Annotated in this window: 17 protein-coding genes; 6 read left to right on the top strand and 11 right to left on the bottom strand. The window is 66.4% G+C overall.

The genetic code is table 11. From position 1 onward, the window contains the following. Window positions 1-11: 11 nt before the first annotated feature. Together galA and PQ457_RS20245 are read right to left on the bottom strand one after the other, a co-directional pair. The gene (gene galA, locus PQ457_RS20250; RefSeq protein WP_273619607.1) at window positions 12-2,501 is read right to left on the bottom strand and encodes a beta-galactosidase GalA; all 2,490 of its coding nucleotides are present in this window, start codon (window positions 2,499-2,501) and stop codon (window positions 12-14) included. A 4-nt stretch (window positions 2,502-2,505) separates the two neighbouring features. Then, entirely contained in the window at window positions 2,506-3,429 is a 924-nt protein-coding gene (locus tag PQ457_RS20245) for a Gfo/Idh/MocA family protein (RefSeq protein WP_273619606.1), read from the bottom strand. Window positions 3,430-3,556: 127 nt separating this feature from the next. Between PQ457_RS20245 and PQ457_RS20240 the strand changes: the two genes are divergently transcribed. Beyond that, window positions 3,557-5,350, top strand: coding sequence for an IlvD/Edd family dehydratase (locus tag PQ457_RS20240; protein ID WP_273619605.1), 1,794 nt, complete (start codon window positions 3,557-3,559; stop codon window positions 5,348-5,350). An 11-nt stretch (window positions 5,351-5,361) separates the two neighbouring features. After that, complete coding sequence (locus tag PQ457_RS20235) at window positions 5,362-6,219, top strand: SMP-30/gluconolactonase/LRE family protein (RefSeq protein WP_273619604.1); 858 nt, start codon at window positions 5,362-5,364, stop codon at window positions 6,217-6,219. A 9-nt stretch (window positions 6,220-6,228) separates the two neighbouring features. On the opposite strand, the gene PQ457_RS20230 is transcribed toward PQ457_RS20235, so the two are convergent. After that, the gene (locus PQ457_RS20230) at window positions 6,229-6,948 is read right to left on the bottom strand and encodes a FadR/GntR family transcriptional regulator (protein ID WP_273619603.1); all 720 of its coding nucleotides are present in this window, start codon (window positions 6,946-6,948) and stop codon (window positions 6,229-6,231) included. An 85-nt stretch (window positions 6,949-7,033) separates the two neighbouring features. Between PQ457_RS20230 and PQ457_RS20225 the strand changes: the two genes are divergently transcribed. From PQ457_RS20225 to PQ457_RS20215, 3 genes are read left to right on the top strand one after another with little or no spacing between them, the layout of a single operon-like run. Next, complete coding sequence (locus tag PQ457_RS20225; RefSeq protein ID WP_273619602.1) at window positions 7,034-8,611, top strand: sodium/sugar symporter; 1,578 nt, start codon at window positions 7,034-7,036, stop codon at window positions 8,609-8,611. 1 nt (window position 8,612) lies between these two features. Then, a complete protein-coding gene (locus PQ457_RS20220; RefSeq protein WP_273619601.1) occupies window positions 8,613-9,482 on the top strand; it encodes a 2-dehydro-3-deoxygalactonokinase in 870 nt (289 codons plus the stop codon). Further along, window positions 9,479-10,126, top strand: coding sequence for a 2-dehydro-3-deoxy-6-phosphogalactonate aldolase (locus tag PQ457_RS20215; protein WP_273619600.1), 648 nt, complete (start codon window positions 9,479-9,481; stop codon window positions 10,124-10,126). Before PQ457_RS20220 ends, PQ457_RS20215 begins: the two co-directional genes overlap by 4 nt. A 68-nt stretch (window positions 10,127-10,194) precedes the next feature. Here the strand turns inward: PQ457_RS20215 and cobO are convergent, their stop codons facing one another. The 6 genes from cobO to cbiE are packed head-to-tail and all read right to left on the bottom strand — an operon-like array spanning window position 10,195 to window position 15,192. Beyond that, window positions 10,195-10,812: a cob(I)yrinic acid a,c-diamide adenosyltransferase gene (cobO, locus tag PQ457_RS20210; RefSeq protein WP_273619599.1), complete on the bottom strand. Its 618-nt coding sequence runs from the start codon at window positions 10,810-10,812 to the stop codon at window positions 10,195-10,197. Next, window positions 10,805-11,554, bottom strand: a complete 750-nt coding sequence (gene cobF / locus PQ457_RS20205; RefSeq protein ID WP_273619598.1) for a precorrin-6A synthase (deacetylating) — start codon at window positions 11,552-11,554, stop codon at window positions 10,805-10,807. Before cobF ends, cobO begins: the two co-directional genes overlap by 8 nt. Beyond that, the gene (locus tag PQ457_RS20200; protein WP_273619597.1) at window positions 11,551-12,858 is read right to left on the bottom strand and encodes a cobyrinic acid a,c-diamide synthase CobB; all 1,308 of its coding nucleotides are present in this window, start codon (window positions 12,856-12,858) and stop codon (window positions 11,551-11,553) included. The genes cobF and PQ457_RS20200 overlap by 4 nt, the downstream gene beginning before the upstream one ends. Next, window positions 12,855-13,640, bottom strand: coding sequence for a precorrin-4 C(11)-methyltransferase (gene cobM, locus PQ457_RS20195; protein ID WP_273619596.1), 786 nt, complete (start codon window positions 13,638-13,640; stop codon window positions 12,855-12,857). The genes PQ457_RS20200 and cobM overlap by 4 nt, the downstream gene beginning before the upstream one ends. Beyond that, window positions 13,637-14,017: a cobalamin biosynthesis protein gene (locus PQ457_RS20190; protein WP_273619595.1), complete on the bottom strand. Its 381-nt coding sequence runs from the start codon at window positions 14,015-14,017 to the stop codon at window positions 13,637-13,639. Before PQ457_RS20190 ends, cobM begins: the two co-directional genes overlap by 4 nt. Further along, on the bottom strand, window positions 13,999-15,192 hold the full coding sequence (gene cbiE / locus PQ457_RS20185) for a precorrin-6y C5,15-methyltransferase (decarboxylating) subunit CbiE (protein WP_273619594.1): 1,194 nt from the start codon (window positions 15,190-15,192) through the stop codon (window positions 13,999-14,001). Before cbiE ends, PQ457_RS20190 begins: the two co-directional genes overlap by 19 nt. Here cbiE and PQ457_RS20180 point away from each other — a divergent pair. Continuing rightward, window positions 15,191-15,946, top strand: coding sequence for a cobalt-precorrin-6A reductase (locus PQ457_RS20180; RefSeq protein WP_273619593.1), 756 nt, complete (start codon window positions 15,191-15,193; stop codon window positions 15,944-15,946). The two genes, cbiE and PQ457_RS20180, sit on opposite strands and share 2 nt — an antisense overlap. Here the strand turns inward: PQ457_RS20180 and cobJ are convergent. Continuing rightward, window positions 15,916-16,671: a precorrin-3B C(17)-methyltransferase gene (gene cobJ / locus PQ457_RS20175; RefSeq protein ID WP_273619592.1), complete on the bottom strand. Its 756-nt coding sequence runs from the start codon at window positions 16,669-16,671 to the stop codon at window positions 15,916-15,918. The two genes, PQ457_RS20180 and cobJ, sit on opposite strands and share 31 nt — an antisense overlap. Beyond that, the gene (cobI, locus tag PQ457_RS20170) at window positions 16,668-17,393 is read right to left on the bottom strand and encodes a precorrin-2 C(20)-methyltransferase (protein WP_420541020.1); all 726 of its coding nucleotides are present in this window, start codon (window positions 17,391-17,393) and stop codon (window positions 16,668-16,670) included. The genes cobJ and cobI overlap by 4 nt, the downstream gene beginning before the upstream one ends. Window positions 17,394-17,399 lie beyond the last annotated feature (6 nt).

Raw genomic sequence — 17,399 nt, 5'->3', positions numbered from 1 at the left:
TTGCAAATCTTTCAGATCGTATGGGCAAACAGGTCAAGCCGGGCGGGTGCCAGCCCTTCGCCCCGCGCGGTAAGGGTGATCTGTCCAGCGCTCCTGTCGGCCTGAACCAGCACCTGCGCCAGCCCGTTGAAGCTGCGCCGGTCAAGGCTGTGGTCGGGGGTGGTGTCGGTGGGATCGCCATTGCCGGTGCCCAGCACGCGCCCCGGCCCCGAAAGGGCAAAGCGGATGGGGACGGCGGCGGTGGGCACAGGGTTGCCCGCCCGGTCGAAGACCTCGGCGCGGATGATGGCCATATCCTCGCCATCGGCCCGGATGCGTGTAGCATTGGCGGAAAGGCGCAGCGTTGCCGGTGCCCCTGCCGTCACCTGCCGGTCGCGCGCGGCGATGCGTCCGGCCTTGTCATAGCCGATGGCCTCCAACGTGCCGGGCGCATAATTCACCTGCCATGCCAGATGCCCTTTGCGCGGCATGTCCTTGCGCCCAAGGCTGCGCCCGTTCAGCCGCAATTCCACCTGTGCGCAATTGCCATGGGCCCAGACCTCGATCGGCTGCCCTTCGCGCCCCGCCCAGTTCCAGTGGGGCAGCAGATGGACCTGCGGCAATTCTGGCCGCCACCATGCGCGATAATAATAGTAATTGTCCTTGGGGAAGCCGCAGATGTCGGCCGCCCCGAAATAGGAAGAAACCGAGGGCCATGCCGCATAGGGCGTGGGTTCGCCGCGATAGTCAAAGCCGGTCCAGATAAAGCCTCCCGCAATGCCGGGGTCCCTGGCCACGATGCTCCACCATGCCTCGCCGGTGCTGGCCCACCATGGCGCTTCGGTGTCATAGGCGCGCACGATATGGCGCGCTGCATCATTGGCATATTCGCCGCGCGTGGCGACAGTGCTGGCGGTTTCGGTGCCAATCACGGGCGTGTCGGGATATTTGGCCTTGAAGGCGGCGATCTTGTCGGTGCGATAGTTGAAACCCACAACATCGACTGCGCGCGCCGCGCCATCCTCATACCAGCCATTGTCCATGGCCTGCGTGGTCTGGCGCGTGGGGTCCAGCTCCTTGCAGCGCGCCGCCAGCTTTGCCGAGATATTGCGCCCGCGCGGGGTGCCCTGATGCCCTTCCTCATTGCCCACCGACCATAGGATGATCGAGGGATGGTTGCGGCTGGAAAGGATCATCCGGTCCAATTCGTCCATCGCCTCGGGGCTGGTGTTGTTGAGGCGGGTTTCGGCGATCATCATCATCCCGCTCTCGTCACAAATGTCGAGCAGGGCCTGAGAGGGCGGGTTATGCGCGCTGCGCCATGCGTTGGCGCCCATGTCCTGCATCCGGGCCACGCGCCAGCGGTGCAGCGCATCGGGGATCGCCGTGCCCACGCCCGCATGGTCCTGATGGTTGCACACGCCCAGCAGCTTGACCGGCGCGCCATTGAGGAAGAACCCCGTCCGCCCGTCGAAGCGGAGGGTGCGGATACCAAAGCGGGTTTCCACCCGGTCCACAATTTCGCCTGCGACCAAGACTTCACTGATGAGGCGATAGAGTGCGGGGTCTTTGACCGACCACAGCCGTGCGTTGGCAATGTTGATGGTTTGCTCGACCACCGCCTTGCCCGCAGCGGCGGCGACGGGGCCATCCCCCGCCGCCACCTCGCCGCCATCGGGAGCCATCACCCGATAGTGAAGCCGAACCGACGCGCCCGGATTGATCACATCGGTGGAAACCTGAATGGATGCGCCTTGCCCGCGCGGCTGGGCCCGCACGCAAACGCCCCATTGCGGAATATGGCATGGCGCGGCCGAAACCAGCCGGACATGGCGATAGATCCCCGCGCCCTCGTAAAACCAGCCTTCTCCGAGGCTGGCATCCACCCGCACGACAAGCAGGTTGGGCTTGTCGTCATAATTGAGGTAATCGGCGATATCGACGCGGAACGGGGCATAGCCGCCGGCATTCTCATGCGCGATATAGCCGTTGACGATCACCACCGCATTGCGGAACACGCCGTCAAATTCCAGCCAGACCGCGCGCCCCTTGTCGGCGGCGCTCACCGGCAGGAGACGACGATACCAGCCTACGCTGTTTTGCGGAAAATCGCGGCCGATGGCGCGGAAACCATGGCCCGCGATGAAATCCTCGCGCCCCTTTTCCATGGTCGCGGGCGGCGCATAGGGCAGGGCGCTGGCCCAGTCATGGGGCACACGCACGGCTTCCCAGCCGCTGTCGTCGAAGTCGGGTTTGACCGTTTCGGCCACATCAAAGCCCGGCTTGGCATAGGTGCGGCCCCAATTGCCAAAGCCGAAATCGCGCGCCGGGTCGGCGGCATGACCCAGATGAAAGCGCCAGCCATCGTCCAGCACAACCTCGCGCCGGGGCGAGGGTTCAGGCGTGGGCGCGGGCGTCAGCGCCTTGGCCAGAGCCGGATTGGCGCAGGCCAGACCCGATGCGCCCGCCAGCGAGGCGGCAAGGAGATGGCGGCGATTGACCGGAAGAAAGGTGCTGTCCATGGTTTCAGAACTCGAAAGGAGGGAGGGGGTGTCGGTTGCCTAGCATCATGGCATCGGCGACCAGCGCCAGCGGTCGGCTGTCCATATCGCTTTGCCCTTCATCGATCAGGCGGGCAAAGCGGGCATAGCAGCGCGGATATTCGGCTTCGGGCGTCCTTTCCTGCAGTTCGCCCGCAATTGTCAGACTGTGGCCGCCCTGTGTCAATTGCAGCAGGCCCGCGTCCGTATCGACCGCGATGTCCCATTGCGGCGCGCCGGGGTGCAGGATCGAGAGGTCGCAAGCCACCTCGGCCGCAGCATGGCGCATGGTCAGCCGGGCGGTCATCGGTGCCTGACGGTTGGCGGGCATGCCCAGATCCGCGCTTTCCAGCGTCAGCGGTTGCGGCAGAATATGCGTCAGGATCGAAAAGGCGTTGATGGCCGTGTCAAACACGCCAAATCCTCCCGCTGCCAGCAACCAGTCCTGACCCGGATGCCAGACGCGCACATCTTCGCGCCAGTTGACGCGAACGGCCCGGATCTGGCGCCCGGCCAGCCATGCGGCGGCAGCATCCACCTCAACGCTTTCGCGGCTGTGCCATGTGGCCAGCATGGTGCGGCCCGCCCCGGTCTTGATTAGTGCGCCAACCTGCGAGAGCGCTGCGGCGGGCGGCTTTTCCAGCATCACATGCAGCCCGGCCGCCAGCGCCCGCTGCGCCAGCCCCGCGCGCACCGATGGCGGAGTGCACAGCACGATGGCGTCCAGCGCCAGCCGCGCATCGAGCAGCGCATCAAGCGTGGGATAGGAGGCAATGCCCTCCAGAGCGGCCACGGGATCGGCCGTGGCGGTCAGGGCAAAGCGTGGATTTTCGGCAATGGCGGGCAGATGCTGATCGCGGGCGATTTTGCCCAGCCCAACCAAACCCAATCGAATCAGGGAATTACTCATGAATGCATCCTCGCGCTTTACTTTTGTATGATATATATGCTTATAGACGTCAACAGCAAGCTGGCGCGGCGCGGGAATCGCATGGGGCCGCCAGACACGCTGCCAGACACAAGGAGACTGAAACGCGATGTCCGATGCCCAAAAGCCAACGCTGCGTAGCCGCGCATGGTTCGACAATCCGGCCTCGCCCGACATGACCGCGCTCTATCTTGAACGCTATCTCAATTATGGCCTCTCGATGGAGGAACTGCAGTCCAACCGCCCGATCATCGGCATTGCCCAGACCGGCAGCGACCTTTCGCCCTGCAACCGCCATCACATCGTGCTGGCCGAGCGTGTGCGCGACGGCATCCGCGAGGCGGGCGGCATTCCCATCGAATTTCCCTGCCACCCCATTCAGGAAACCGGCAAGCGGCCCACCGCCGGGCTTGACCGCAATCTGGCCTATCTCAGCCTGGTCGAAACGCTGTTCGGCTATCCGCTTGACGGCGTGGTGCTGACCATCGGCTGCGACAAGACGACGCCTGCCTGTCTGATGGCGGCGGCGACGGTCAATATTCCGGCCATCGCGCTCTCGGTCGGCCCGATGCTGAACGGCAATTTCAAGGGCGAGCGCACCGGCAGCGGCACCATCGTCTGGAAGGCCCGGCAAATGCTGGCGGCGGGCGAGATCGACTATAAGGGCTTCATCAAACTGGTGGCCTCCAGCGCGCCCAGCACGGGCTTCTGCAACACGATGGGCACGGCTACCACGATGAACAGCCTGACCGAGGCGCTGGGCATGAGCCTGCCCGGCAACGCGGCCATCCCCGCGCCCCACCGCGACCGCGCGGAAAGCGCTTATCACACCGGCCGCCAGATCGTGGAAATGGTGCGCGCCGACCGTAAGCCTTCGGACATTCTCACCCGTTCAGCCTTCCTCAACGCCATTCGCGTCAATTCGGCCATTGGGGGCAGCACCAATGCGCCGATCCACCTGAACGCCATCGCGCGCCATGTCGGCGTCGAACTTTCGCTGGCCGATTGGGAAAGCCATGGGGCCGACATTCCGCTGCTGGTCAATCTGCAGCCAGCGGGCGAATATCTGGGTGAGGACTATTACCGCGCGGGCGGCGTTCCGGCGGTGATGGGCGAACTCTATCGCGCGGGCCTGCTCGATGGCGAAGCGTTGACGGTCAATGGGCGAACGGTGGCGCAGAATATTGCTGATGCGGTGATTGAAGACGAGGATGTGATCCGTCCGCTCTGCGCGCCTTTGAAGCCTGCGGCGGGGCTGACCGTGCTGTCAGGCAATCTGTTCGATGCGGCGGTGATGAAAAAGAGCGTGATTTCCGATGCTTTTCGCGCGCGCTATCTGGCCGACCCGGATGACCCGGAAGCCTTTGAGGGCAATGTCGTGGTGTTTGATGGGCCGGAGGATTATCACCACCGCATCGATGATCCTGCTCTCGGCATCACCGACCGTTCGATTCTGGTGATCCGCGGCGCCGGGCCGGTGGGCTATCCGGGCGGGGCCGAGGTGGTCAATATGCGCCCGCCCGCCGCCCTCATCCGCGCCGGGATCGACGCCTTGCCCTGCATCGGCGATGGGCGCCAGTCGGGCACCAGCGGTTCGCCTTCGATCCTCAACGCCAGTCCCGAAGCGGCGGCGGGCGGCGGTCTGGCCTTGCTGCGCACGGGCGATATTGTCCGCATCGACCTGAAAAACCGCAGCGTCAATGTCTTGGTCGGCGACGAGGAGCTGGATCGCCGCCGCGCGGAAAACGCGGAAAATCCCTTCTCCGGCCCGGAAAGTCAGACGCCATGGCACGAAATCGCCCGGCGCGAGACGGGGCAATTCGCGGGCGGCGCGGTGATCGAAAGCGCGGTCAAATATCAGCGCATCGCCCAGACCAAGGGCCTGCCCCGCGACAGCCATTGAGAGGGCCGGCCATGAGCCATTGGAGCATCATTGAACGCCCCCGGCGCGACATTCTGGGCGAGGGCATCACCTATGTCGCCCGCGAGGATGCGCTCTATTGGGTGGATATCATCGGCCAGCGGGTGAACCGTTTCGGGCTGGGCGACGCGCAATATCGCGAATGGGCGATGCCCGAAATGACGGGCTGGCTGATTGAGCGCAGCGCGGGCGGGGGTTTTGTCGCGGGGCTGAAATCGGGGTTTCACCATCTCAGCCTCGATCCCTTCGCGCTCGAACCTATTGCCGCGCCAGAACCGGATCTGCCCTTCAACCGGATGAACGATGCCTGCGCCGATGCTCATGGCCGCATCTGGGCGGGCACGATGAGCATGGATGGGAGCCGGGACGAGGGCGGGCTTTACCGGCTTGACCCGGATCTGTCATGGCACCGGATGGACGCGCCCTACGCAATCGCCAATGGTCCCGCGATCAGCCCCGATGGCGCCACGCTTTACCACACGGACAGTGCCAAAGGGCTGGTCTACCGCTTTGCGCTGCATGATGATGGCAGCCTTGGCCCGCGCGAGATTTTCCTTGAATTTCCTGATGCATGGGGCTCACCCGATGGCATGACGGTGGACGCGCAGGGCGGGTTGTGGATCGCGCATTGGGGCGCGGGCTGCGTCAGCCGGTTTGACCCAGACGGCGGGCGTGAACGCTGGATCGACCTGCCCGCCAGCCAGATCACGCGCCCCTGCTTTGCCGGGGCCGATTATGGCCGCCTGTTCCTGACCAGCGCCGCCGATGGGGTGGATGAACCTCTGGCCGGATCGGTGTTCGAGGTGGAGGCGGGCGTGTTCGGCCTGCCGCCCCGCATGTTCGGCGCCTAGGCGATGATCCTATTGCGCCGCGTGGCTGTGCCGGGCGATCAGGTCCATCACGTCGCCGATGATCGCGCGCATGGCGTTCTGGGCCGCGCGCGGATCGCGGGCCATGATCGCATCGCGCACCGCGCCATGCGCGGCCAGATCGGCCGTGCGCCCGACAATGCGGTTGGTCAGCCGGATCGAGGTGCGCAGGGCCGTGGCGACCACATCGCGGAACTGGGCGAAGAAGGGATTGCCGCTGGCGCGCAGGATGGACAGATGGAACGCGATATCGGCGTCCAGCACATCGTCCTCGCCCCTTTCGGCGGCCTCCATCCGCGCAAATCCTGCCTCGATCAGCGCGCGTCCCTTGTCATCGGCCGAGCCTGCGGCCAGCGCGGCGGCGGCCGGTTCGATGGCCGCGCGCAACTGGTTGAATTGCGAGAGCAGCTCGACCGAGAATTTGCGTTCGAGCAGCCAGCGCAGCACATCGGCGTCGAACAGGTTCCAACTTGCCACGGGCTGGATGCTGGTGCCCTGCCTTGGCCTTGCGGTCAGCAGCCCCTTGGCGGTGAGCATCTTGACCGCCTCACGCGTGACCGATCGGCTGACGCCATGCTGGGTCGAAAGCTCGGCCTCGGTGGGAAAGGGGCGGTTTTCAAAGGCGCCCGTCACGATCTGGCGCCCCAGAAGATCGAGCAGCCCATAGGTCAGATTGCGCCCAAGGCCGGAAACATCGTCATTGTCGGTCATCGCGTGGCCCCCTCTGGCATGTGTTTTATCATATAAATAGACATAATCACCCTTTGGCAAGGGATTCGAGAGGAAACACCATCCCATGACGCTCTCAACCATCGATACGGCCATGGTGGTGGCCTATGCGATCTTCATCTTTGGCCTTGCCCAATGGGTCAGCCGCCGCAAAGGCGATGCGCAGGAGGACAGCGCGGGCTATTTCCTGGCCAGTCGCGCGCTGCCGTGGTGGGCCATTGGCGCCTCGCTGATCGCGGCCAATATTTCGGCCGAACAGATCGTGGGCATGGCAGGATCGGGTTATGCCATCGGCCTTGCGATCTCCTCCTATGAATGGATGGCCGCGCTCACGCTGCTGATCGTGGGCAAGTTCTTCCTGCCGGTGTTCCTGAAAAACAACATCACCACGATGCCGGAATTTCTCGAGGCCCGCTTTGGCCCGACGATCCGCACGGTGATGGCGGTGTTCTGGCTGGTGCTTTATGTCTTTGTGAACCTGACCTCGATCCTGTGGCTTGGCTCCATCGCGGTGCGGCAGGTTGCGGGCGTCGATCAGGATATGGCGCTGGCCGGTTTGGGCGTGTTCGCGCTGGCCTATCAGATCCGGGGCGGGCTTAAAGCGGTGGCGCTGACCGACATTGTTCAGGTGGCGCTGCTGGTGATGGGCGGCCTGGTGGTTTCGGGGATTGCGCTGGGCCAATTGGGCGAAGGCGCGGGGGCGCTCCATGGCTTTGAGCGGCTGGTGCGCGCGGTGCCGGATCATTTCCACATGATCCTTTCGCCCGACAGTCCGCATTACAAGGATCTGCCGGGTCTGGGCGTGCTGATCGGCGGATTGTGGATTGCCAACCTGTCCTATTGGGGGTTCAACCAATATATCATCCAGCGCACCCTTGCCGCCAAATCACTGGGCGAGGCGCAGCGGGGCATCGTGTTCGCGGCCTTTCTCAAGCTGTTGATGCCAGTCATCATCGTGCTGCCCGGCATTGCGGCGGTGCTGCTGGCGCCGGCTCTGGACAAGCCCGATCAGGCCTATCCGGCGATGATGCATCTCTTGCCCAACGGGTTGCTGGGGCTGGTCTTTGCCGCGCTGACGGCGGCGATCATCGCCTCCACGGCCAGCAAGATCAACTCCATCGCCACGATCTTCACGCTCGACCTCTATGCCCGCAAGATCGCGCCAGGCGCCGGCGAGGTGCAACTGGTCCGCGTGGGCCGCATCACCGCCTGCGTCGCCACGGTCATCGGCATTGTCGCGGCGCGGCCCCTGCTGGGCGGCATGGATCAGGCGTTTCAATATATTCAGGAATTCTCCGGTTTTGTGACGCCGGGCATCACGGTGATCTTCCTGACCGGCCTGTTCTGGCCCCGCGCCACCGAGGCGGGCGCTCTGGCGGGCGCGCTGGCCAGTGTGGTGCTCTCGGCGATCTTTCGCTTTGGCGGCGTTGCGGCGCTGACCCAGATCCCCTTCATGCACCGCATGGCGATGGTGTTCTTTGCCTCTCTGGCGCTCACGGTGGTGGTTTCACTGCTGGGCAAACCTCCGGTGCGGCAGGGCAAGGGCATCATGGAGGGCGTTTCCTTTGCCACGTCTCGCGGCTTTGCCATTGCTTCGGCGTTGGTCAGCGCGATCCTTGTGGCGCTTTATACGGTGTGGTGGTGATATGACGTGTGACATGATCGCGGTGGATTGGGGCACGACCAACCGCCGCGCCTATCTGATCGATGCCGCGGGACAGGTGCTGCATACCGAGCGCGACGGCATGGGCCTGCTGGCCGTGCCGCCGGGGGGCTTTGCCGACGAAATTTCGGGCATCCGGGCCAAGATGGGCGATTTGCCGGTGTTGCTGGCGGGCATGGTTGGTTCGGCCAAGGGCTGGGTCAATGTGCCTTATCTGACCTGTCCTGCCGGGCTGGCGGATCTGGCCGGGGCGCTGCACTGGGTCGAGCCGGGGCGGACGGCCATCGTGCCGGGCCTGTGCGATCGGGCGGGCGATGTGATGCGCGGCGAAGAGGTGCAACTGCTGGGCGCGGTCGCTGCCGGACTGGCGCCGGGCGATGCGCTGTTGTGCCAACCTGGCACCCATTGCAAATGGGCTCGGATGGAGGGCGGCAAGGTTGCCTCTTTCGCCACGGCCATGACGGGCGAGATCTTTGCCCTGCTGAAAAACCACAGCCTGCTGGCCGATTTTCTCGGCGGTGATGTGGAGGATGGCGAGGCCTTCCGCGCCGGGGTGCGCGATGGGCTCAGCGGCCGCCTGACCACGCGCCTGTTCCGCGTGCGCGCCGCCGCCCTGCTGGGCCAGCGCAGCATCGAGGACAGCGCGGCCTATGCATCGGGCCTGATGATCGGCCATGACGTGGGCGGCGAGAACCTGCGCGAGGGCGATCCGGTCCATATCCTTGCCGATCCGCATCTGGGCCGGTTATATGCCGCGGCCGTGCATTGTGCCGGGGGCCAGCCCATCCTGATCGACAGTCACGCGGCCTTTGTGGCCGGTATCTTCCGCCTGTGGAAAGCGAGCCAATCATGACTACTGCGATTGAAACCCTGAATGCCGCCCTTGCCATTTGCCCGCTGGTGGCGATCCTGCGCGGGGTGCGCCCCGACGAGGTCGAGGCCATTGGCGATGCGATCATCGAGGCAGGCTTTTCCATGATCGAGGTGCCGCTCAATTCGCCCGATCCGCTGGACTCGATCGCGCTGCTGGCAAAGCGTTACGGGCCGGACGTGCTGGTCGGGGCAGGGACGGTGCTGACCACGGCGGATGTCGCCAATGTCAAGGCGGCGGGGGGCACTCTCATCATCTCGCCCAACGTGAACACCGATGTGATCCGCGCCAGTGTGGCGGCGGGCATGATCTCGCTGCCCGGATTTTACACGCCCACCGAGGCCTTCGCCGCATTGGAGGCGGGCGCCACGGGCCTCAAGCTGTTCCCCGCCGAGGGGGCCAGTCCCGCCTATATGAAGGCCCAGCGCGCGGTGCTGCCCAAGGATCTGCCGTTGCTGGCCGTGGGCGGGGTGACGCCGGAAAACCTGTCGCAATGGGTGGCCGCCGGTGCGCAGGGCGCGGGGCTCGGCTCGGCGCTCTACAAGGCGGGCCTCTCGGCGGCGCAGGTGGGCGATCGGGCGCGGGCCTTTGTCGCGGCGGTCGCGGCCCTTCCCAAGGCGCAATAACCGACGCGGGCCGCCCGGCGAGGGAGGCGGAATGTTTCCATACCTCCTTCGCCCGGTTGCGGCCGACGCTAAAACTCGATTCCCGCCTGTGCCTTCACGCCCGACCGGAACGGGTGTTTGACCATGGTCATGTCGGTGACCAGATCGGCCGCCTCGATCAGCGCGTCGGGGGCGTTGCGCCCGGTGACGATCACATGCTGCATCTCCGGCCTGGCGGCCAGCACCTCCAGCACTTCCTCCAGCGGCAGGTAATCATAGCGCAGGACGATGTTGAGTTCATCGGCCAGCACCATGTCATAGGCCGGGTCGGAGATCATGCGCCTGATCTCGTCCCATGCGGTGCGGGTGGTGGCGATGTCGCGGCTACGGTCCTGTGTGTTCCATGTAAAGCCTTCGCCCATCGGCTTGAATTCCACATGGTCGGGAAAGGCGTCGAACACCGCCTTCTCACCCGTGGTCATCGCGCCCTTGACGAACTGGACCACGCCCACCTTCATCCCATGGCCGATCGCGCGCACGACCATGCCCAGCGCCGCGCTGGTCTTGCCCTTGCCCTTGCCGGTGTGGACGATCAGCAGGCCCTTTTCGCGGGTTTTGGTGGCCATGATGGTGGCCCGCGCGGCCTGCTTCTTGCGCATTTTGTCGGCATGGCGGGCCTCGGTGTTGTTGGGCGCTGCCTCATCCATCGCTCTGTTCCTTTCGCATCAGGTAAACATCCATGATCCAGCCATGGCGCGCGCGCAGTTCGGCGCGGCGCTCGGCAATGATGGGTGCGGCATGGACCAGCGGTCCGCATTCCAGCGCCTCTTGCGCCATGCCCAGATAGGCGCCCCACCAGATCGCAATCCCTGCCGGGTCCAGCACCTCGAACGCGCAGCCGCCATCCAGCATGACCACCACCGTATCGGCCCCCTTGGGCCAGCCATGGGCGCGCAGCAGCCGCCCGGTCGTGATCGTCACCGATCCGGCCAGAGGGTTGAGGGGGATCGCATGGGCCGCCGTCAGCGCCTGAAGGCTGGTGATCCCGGCCACGACCTGCACTTTGACGTCCGGCAGCCTTTCGGCGATGCGCAAGGTGCTGTCATAAAGCGAGGGATCGCCCCAGACGAGCAGCGCCAGCCTGCCGCCGCCGGGCAGATGGAGCGCGATTTGCTCGCGCCAGACCGCCGCGATGGCGTCATGCCATTCATGTACGCCCCGCGCATAATCGCCCTCGGCATCGCGCACGGGCATGTCGAATTCGACGATCCGCACCGGAGCATTCAAAACCTGCGCGCAGATATCGCGGCGCAGATCGACCAGATCGGATTTGCTCTCGCCCTTGCGCGGGATCAGGATCAGGTCGGCGGCGTTCATGGCGCGGGCGGCCTGCATGGTGATATGGTCCGGGTTGCCGGTGCCGATGCCGATCAGGGTAAGCTCGATCATGACACCGGCGCGATCATGTGAAAAAAGCTGCCGCTGACCATGCCTCGCCGCGATCCGGTTTCGGCCAGTTCATCGCCATTGGCATCGGTAACGCGCGCCAAGGGCTCGTCCTTGAGCGCAACGATGGTGGAATAATGGAACTCATGGCCGCGCAGGCAAGTGCCGCCCGCAATCCCCCCAATGGGCGCCAGCAATTGGGCATGGCGATAGCCCAGATGCATCTTGCGCCGCGCATAGGTGGTTTCCAGCCCCAGCAGGCCCGCCATGCGATGGCTCTGCCCGTTCTTGTCGATCAGGCTTTGCCCCAGAACCATATAGCCGCCGCATTCGCCATGGACCGGGCGGGTCTGGGCGTGGCGGGCAAGGCCGGACAGGAATCTCCGGGCCGCCGCAATCGTTCCGGCATGCAATTCGGGATAGCCCCCAGGCAACCATACCAGATCAGCCTCGCCCGGCGGCGCCTCATCGGCCAGCGGCGAGAAAGGCAGCACACGCGCCCCGGCCCGCCGCCAGCCTTCGAGCAGATGCGGATAGATGAAGGAAAAAGCCGCATCGCGGGCCATGGCGATGGTCTGTGCCGGAGGATCGGGCAGGCGGCCCGTGCCCCGGATCGCCGCCCCGCGCGCGCAGGCGCGGATGGCCGCCAGATCGACATGCTCACGGACAAAGACCGCATAATCGGCCAAGGCCCGCTCAAGATCGGGATGTTCCATCGCCTGCACCAGCCCCAAATGCCGTTCGGGCAGCACCAGATCGCCGCGCCGGGGCAGCGCGCCCAGCACCGCAATACCCATCGCCTCCATCCCCTTGCGGATCAGGCTTTCATGCCGCGCGCTGGCCACGCGGTTGAGGATGACGCCCGCAAAATTCAGCGCCGGATCATAGGCCCGAAACCCCAGCGCCGTGGCCGCCGCCGATTGCGCCTGACCCGAGGCGTCGAGCACCAGCACCACCGGCCAACCCATCCGCCGCGCCAGATCGGCGCTGGCGCCATTTCCGAACGCGCCCGGCCGCGCCACCCCATCGAACAGGCCCATCGACCCTTCGGCAAGGATCAGGTCGGCCCCCGCCCCCTGCGCGGCGATGGCGTCGATCAGTTCCGGCTCCATCGCCCAACTGTCCAGATTGAACGAGGGGCGCCCGCAGGCCGCGTGGTGGAACGCCGGGTCGATGTAGTCCGGCCCGCTCTTGAAGGGCTGCACCGCAAGGCCATCCTGCGACAGTGCGCGCAGCAGGCCCAGCATCACCGTGGTCTTGCCGGTGCCCGATGCCGGGGCCGCGATCAGAAGGCCGGGCGGCATCATTCCACCACCCCTGTAAAGCGCGACGTGGCCCCCTGCGGGCGGAAACGGCGGTCGTAATCGGCGGCATAGAGACTGCTTTCGGCAAAATCCTGCGCGCCCAGCACCCGCCCGACCAGAATGATCGCGGTGCGCTCCATGGTCCCGGCCACGGCCTGTTTAACGGTGGAGAGCGTGGCGCGGATGATCCGCTGATCGGGCCAGCTTGCCCGCCAGACCACGGCGACCGGGCAATCCGCGCCATAGGCCGGGGTCAGATCAGCCAACACCTGCGCCAGATTATGGATCGAAAGGTGAATGGCCAGCGTGGCCCCCGTCACGGCAAAATTGGTCAGGCTCTCGGCAGGCGGCATCGTGCTGGCCCGCCCCGGCGTGCGGGTCAGCACCAGCGACTGGCCCAGTTCGGGCAGCGTGAGTTCAGCCTCCAGCGCGGCGGCGGCGGCGGCAAAGGCGGGGACTCCGGGTGTGATCGACACCGGGATGTCCAGCGCGCGCAGCCGCCGCAATTGTTCGCCCATCGCCGACCAGACCGACAGGTCGCCCGAATGCAGCCGCGCCACATCATGGCCCGCCGCGTGGGCCTCGACGATTTCCGCGATGATCGCGTCCAGCGAGAGAGGGGCCGTGTTAACCATCCGCGCGCCGGGCGGGCAATGATCGAGCACCGCCTCCGGGATCAGCGAACCGGCATAGAGACAGACCGGGCTGGCCGCGATCAGATCGCGCCCGCGCAGGGTGAGGAGATCAGGCGCGCCGGGGCCGGCGCCGATGAAATGCACGGTCATTCTGGGGTTCCTTGGGCAATGGCGCAGGCGGCCAAACGGTCGGGTGAAATCCGGCGCGGACGGATCAGGCGCGCGCCGGGGCCGATGGCGGCCATGGCGGCGGCTTCGGCCAGACTGCCGGTGCCGCGCGCCTTTTGCGCGGCGGGCGATGCGGTCGAGGTGGGGGCGGCCCGGATCGTCCCGCCATCCACGGCGACCAGAAGCAGGTCCAGAGCCTCGGCCAGCGGGGCAAGGGCAGGCGCCTTGTCCGCCGCCGTGGCAAGATGGGTGACGGGGGGCAGCCCCTCCTGCGCCACGGCCAAGGCCGAGCGCAACGAGGCCGCCGTGGCCCCGGCGCGAAAGCCGAAACCGGCGACGATCACAGCGCCACGCTCCATTGCACCACCGGATAGCGCGCCTTCCAGCCATGGCGCGCGCCGATGGGTGCGGCATCGGCCAGTTCGACCCGCAGCAGGGCGCCGCCCTTCCGCCCGTGCCAGCGTGTCAGCAGGCTTTCCGATTCCAGCGTCACGGCATTGGCGACAAGCCGCGTGCCGACGGGCAGCCGCGACCAGAGCGCCAAGAGCAGATCTTCCGACAGGCCGCCGCCGATGAACACCGCATCGGGTGGGGGCGCGTCGGGCCATATTTCGGGCGCGCGGCCCTCGATCACCTCCAGACGGTCCACCCCCAGACGGGCCGCATTGGCGCGGGCGCGCTCGGCGCGGACCGGATCGGCCTCGATGGCCAGCGCGCCATTGGCCGGATGGGCCAGCAGCCACTCAATTCCGATCGAGCCGGACCCCGCGCCGATGTCCCACAATGTCTCGCCCGCGCGCGGGGCCAGCGCGGAAAGGGTCAGGGCGCGGATCGGGCGCTTGGTGATCTGGCCATCGGAGGCGAAAAGATCATCGGGCAGGCCCGCTATGACGGGCAGCGCGGGGCCTGCGCCGGGGACGATCCCTACGGCCACCGGATGGGTTATGTCCCCAAACGCCATCGCTTCGGCAGACACGCAGCGGATGCGTTCACGCGCGCCGCCCAGCGCCTCCATCACATGCAGGAGCGATCCGCCAAAGCCCAGTTCGGCCAGATAGCGCGCCAGGGCCAATACCTGCGCCCCATCGCGCATCAGGGCGATGATCGCGCGCCCCGGCGCCAGATGCGGACGCAGCCGGGCCAGCGGCGCGGCGTGAAGCCCAAGGCAAACCGTGTCCTGCAACGCCCAGCCCAGCCGCGAGGCCGCCAGCGTGAATGTCGAGGGCGCGGGATGGGCCACCCATTCGCCAGGATCGAGATGGCGCGTCACGCTGCTACCCGCGCCGAACCAGAAGGGATCGCCCGAGGCCAGCATCACAACGCGCCGCCCACGCTGCTCGATCAGGCGGGCGATGCCATCGGCAAAAGGCACTGGCCATTCCAGTATGGCGCACGTAAGAGCGGGCAGCAGCGCAAGATGGCGCGGCGCTCCGATCACCACCTCGGCCCGGTCCAGCGCCTCGCGCGCCGCCGCCGACAGGCCTTGCGCCCCGTCCTCGCCAAGGCCGATGATGGTCAACCAGGGGTCAGACATGCACCATATCCTTTTGTTGGGCGGCACCACCGAGGCAAGCGCGCTGGCCCGCCTGCTGGCCGAGCGGGGGATAGGCGCCACGCTCAGCTATGCCGGACGGACCGACAATCCGCGCCCTCAGCCGGTGCCGTGCCGCATCGGCGGCTTTGGCGGGGTGGCGGGTCTGGCGGCCTATCTGCGCGAGCATCGCGTCACGCATCTGGTGGACGCGACCCACCCTTTTGCCGCCCAAATGAGCGCCCATGCGGCGGCAGCGGCGCGGATTGCGGACGTGCCCTTCGTCGCGCTGACCCGGCCCGCATGGCGGATGGAGCCGGGCGACAGGTGGACCGGCGTGGGCGGGATCGAGGCGGCGGTGGCCGCTCTGGCAGGGCCGCCGCGACGGGTGATGCTGGCGCTCGGGCGGATGCATGTCGATGCTTTCGCGGCCCAGTCCCAGCATCACTATCTGCTGCGTTTTGTGGACCGGCCCGACGCGCCGCCCGCCTTGCCCGATCACCATCTGGTCGTCGACCGAGGGCCTTTCACCATCGCGGGGGATCGCGCCCTGTTGCAGCGCCATGCCATAGACCTTGTCGTCAGCAAGAACGCGGGCGGGACCGGCGCGCAGGCCAAGCTGATCGCCGCGCGCGAACTGGGCCTGCCGGTGCTGATGATCGAGCGGCCCGCGATGCCGGAAAGGCGCGAGATGTTCCGGCCCGAGGATGTGCTGGACTGGATCGCTCATGAAGCCGTTGCCCAGCGGGGGGTGTAAAGCAGCGGGCCGCAGGGCCGCTCGATGATCCGCGTCTGGCTGGAGCCAAGGATGACCATTGTGCGCATATCGGCCATGTCGGGCGCGGCGCAGTTCAGGGGAACGATGCGCAATTCCTCCTGCGGCGTCGAGACGGCGCGGGCGAAAAGCATCGGGCGCGCGTCGCCGCAAGCCTCCTGCAACAGGGCCAGCGCACGCTCGAAGCCTGCGGGGCGTGATTTCGAGCGCGGGTTATAAAAAGCGATGGCGAAATCAGCCTCCACCGCCAGACGCAGCCGCTTTTCGATCAGCGCCCAAGGTTTGAGATTGTCCGACAGGTTGATCGCGCAGAAATCATGGCCCAGTGGCGCCCCCGCGCGTGCGCTGGCCGCCAGCATGGCCGTGATGCCGGGCAGCACGCGAATGTCGAGATCGCGCCAATGGGGCGGTCCGGCCTCCAGCGCCTCGAACACGGCGGCGGCCATGGCAAAAACGCCCGGATCGCCAGAGGAGACCACCACCACCCGCCGCCCCTCTGCGGCAAGGCGTAGCGCCAGACCGGCTCGGTCGAGTTCGACCCGGTTGTCCGATGGATGCAGCGTCAGGCCTTCACGCGGCGCCACCCGCGCCACATAGGGGATATAGCCGATCACATCGGTTGCCTCGGCCAGCGCGGCGCTGACTTCGGGCGTGATCAGTGCCTCGTCGCCCGGCCCAAGGCCCGCGATGGAGAGAAGGCCGCTCATGGCCGCCGCCCCTGTCCATGGATCAGCAGGATCGAGAAATAAGGCGTCACCTCCTCCGCCTCGGCCAGCGGCGTCACCCGCTGTCCAGGCATGGCGGCATATTCGACCAGCCATGCCGCGTCCTCGCGCCCCGCCGCCGCCACCGCGCGGCGCAGCTTGGGCATATTGCGCCCGATCTTCATCACCACCAGCGCGTCGGTGTCGCGGATGCGGCGGGTCAATTCCTCTTCGGCCAGAGTGGCCATGGCCACGGTCAGCACATCATCGCCCCATGTGATCGGCATGGCGGTGGCATGCCATGCGCCCGCCATGCCGGTGATGCCCGGCACCACCGCGACCGGCACCACACCCGCCAGCCGCGTATGGAGATGCATGAAGGAGCCGTAGAAAAACGGGTCGCCCTCGCACAGCACGACGATGTCATGGCCCGCGCGCGACAGGTCGATGAGCCTTTGCGTGCATTGCGCGTAAAAGGTGGAAAGGCATTCGTTATAGCGCGGATCGGTGAGGGGAATTTCGGTGGTCACCGGATATTCCATCGCGATTTCCACCGCATCCTCGCGCAGCATCCCTTCGGCGATCCGGCGCGCCTGTCCGGGGCGGCCCGCCTTGCGGAAATAGGCGATGTGGCGGGTGGTGCGCACCAAACGGTCGGCGCGCACGCTGAGCAGATCGGCCGCGCCGGGGCCAAGGCCCACGCCGTGGATGGTGCCGCAGGCCATTGGGGC

This window comes from Novosphingobium humi (genome assembly GCF_028607105.1).
Classification (GTDB): domain Bacteria; phylum Pseudomonadota; class Alphaproteobacteria; order Sphingomonadales; family Sphingomonadaceae; genus Novosphingobium; species Novosphingobium humi.
Note: the sequence above shows the minus strand (reverse complement) of the source record. Positions and strands in the feature narration are given on the sequence as shown.

Coding starts and splice junctions, on each gene's coding strand:
- galA (WP_273619607.1), bottom strand. CDS start 2,501: ATGGACAGCACCTTTCTTCCGGTCAATCGCCGCCATCTCCTTGCCGCC.
- PQ457_RS20245 (WP_273619606.1), bottom strand. CDS start 3,429: ATGAGTAATTCCCTGATTCGATTGGGTTTGGTTGGGCTGGGCAAAATC.
- PQ457_RS20240 (WP_273619605.1), top strand. CDS start 3,557: ATGTCCGATGCCCAAAAGCCAACGCTGCGTAGCCGCGCATGGTTCGAC.
- PQ457_RS20235 (WP_273619604.1), top strand. CDS start 5,362: ATGAGCCATTGGAGCATCATTGAACGCCCCCGGCGCGACATTCTGGGC.
- PQ457_RS20230 (WP_273619603.1), bottom strand. CDS start 6,948: ATGACCGACAATGACGATGTTTCCGGCCTTGGGCGCAATCTGACCTAT.
- PQ457_RS20225 (WP_273619602.1), top strand. CDS start 7,034: ATGACGCTCTCAACCATCGATACGGCCATGGTGGTGGCCTATGCGATC.
- PQ457_RS20220 (WP_273619601.1), top strand. CDS start 8,613: ATGACGTGTGACATGATCGCGGTGGATTGGGGCACGACCAACCGCCGC.
- PQ457_RS20215 (WP_273619600.1), top strand. CDS start 9,479: ATGACTACTGCGATTGAAACCCTGAATGCCGCCCTTGCCATTTGCCCG.
- cobO (WP_273619599.1), bottom strand. CDS start 10,812: ATGGATGAGGCAGCGCCCAACAACACCGAGGCCCGCCATGCCGACAAA.
- cobF (WP_273619598.1), bottom strand. CDS start 11,554: ATGATCGAGCTTACCCTGATCGGCATCGGCACCGGCAACCCGGACCAT.
- PQ457_RS20200 (WP_273619597.1), bottom strand. CDS start 12,858: ATGATGCCGCCCGGCCTTCTGATCGCGGCCCCGGCATCGGGCACCGGC.
- cobM (WP_273619596.1), bottom strand. CDS start 13,640: ATGACCGTGCATTTCATCGGCGCCGGCCCCGGCGCGCCTGATCTCCTC.
- PQ457_RS20190 (WP_273619595.1), bottom strand. CDS start 14,017: ATGGAGCGTGGCGCTGTGATCGTCGCCGGTTTCGGCTTTCGCGCCGGG.
- PQ457_RS20180 (WP_273619593.1), top strand. CDS start 15,191: ATGCACCATATCCTTTTGTTGGGCGGCACCACCGAGGCAAGCGCGCTG.
- cbiE (WP_273619594.1), bottom strand. CDS start 15,192: ATGTCTGACCCCTGGTTGACCATCATCGGCCTTGGCGAGGACGGGGCG.
- cobJ (WP_273619592.1), bottom strand. CDS start 16,671: ATGAGCGGCCTTCTCTCCATCGCGGGCCTTGGGCCGGGCGACGAGGCA.
- cobI (WP_420541020.1), bottom strand. CDS start 17,393: ATGGCCTGCGGCACCATCCACGGCGTGGGCCTTGGCCCCGGCGCGGCC.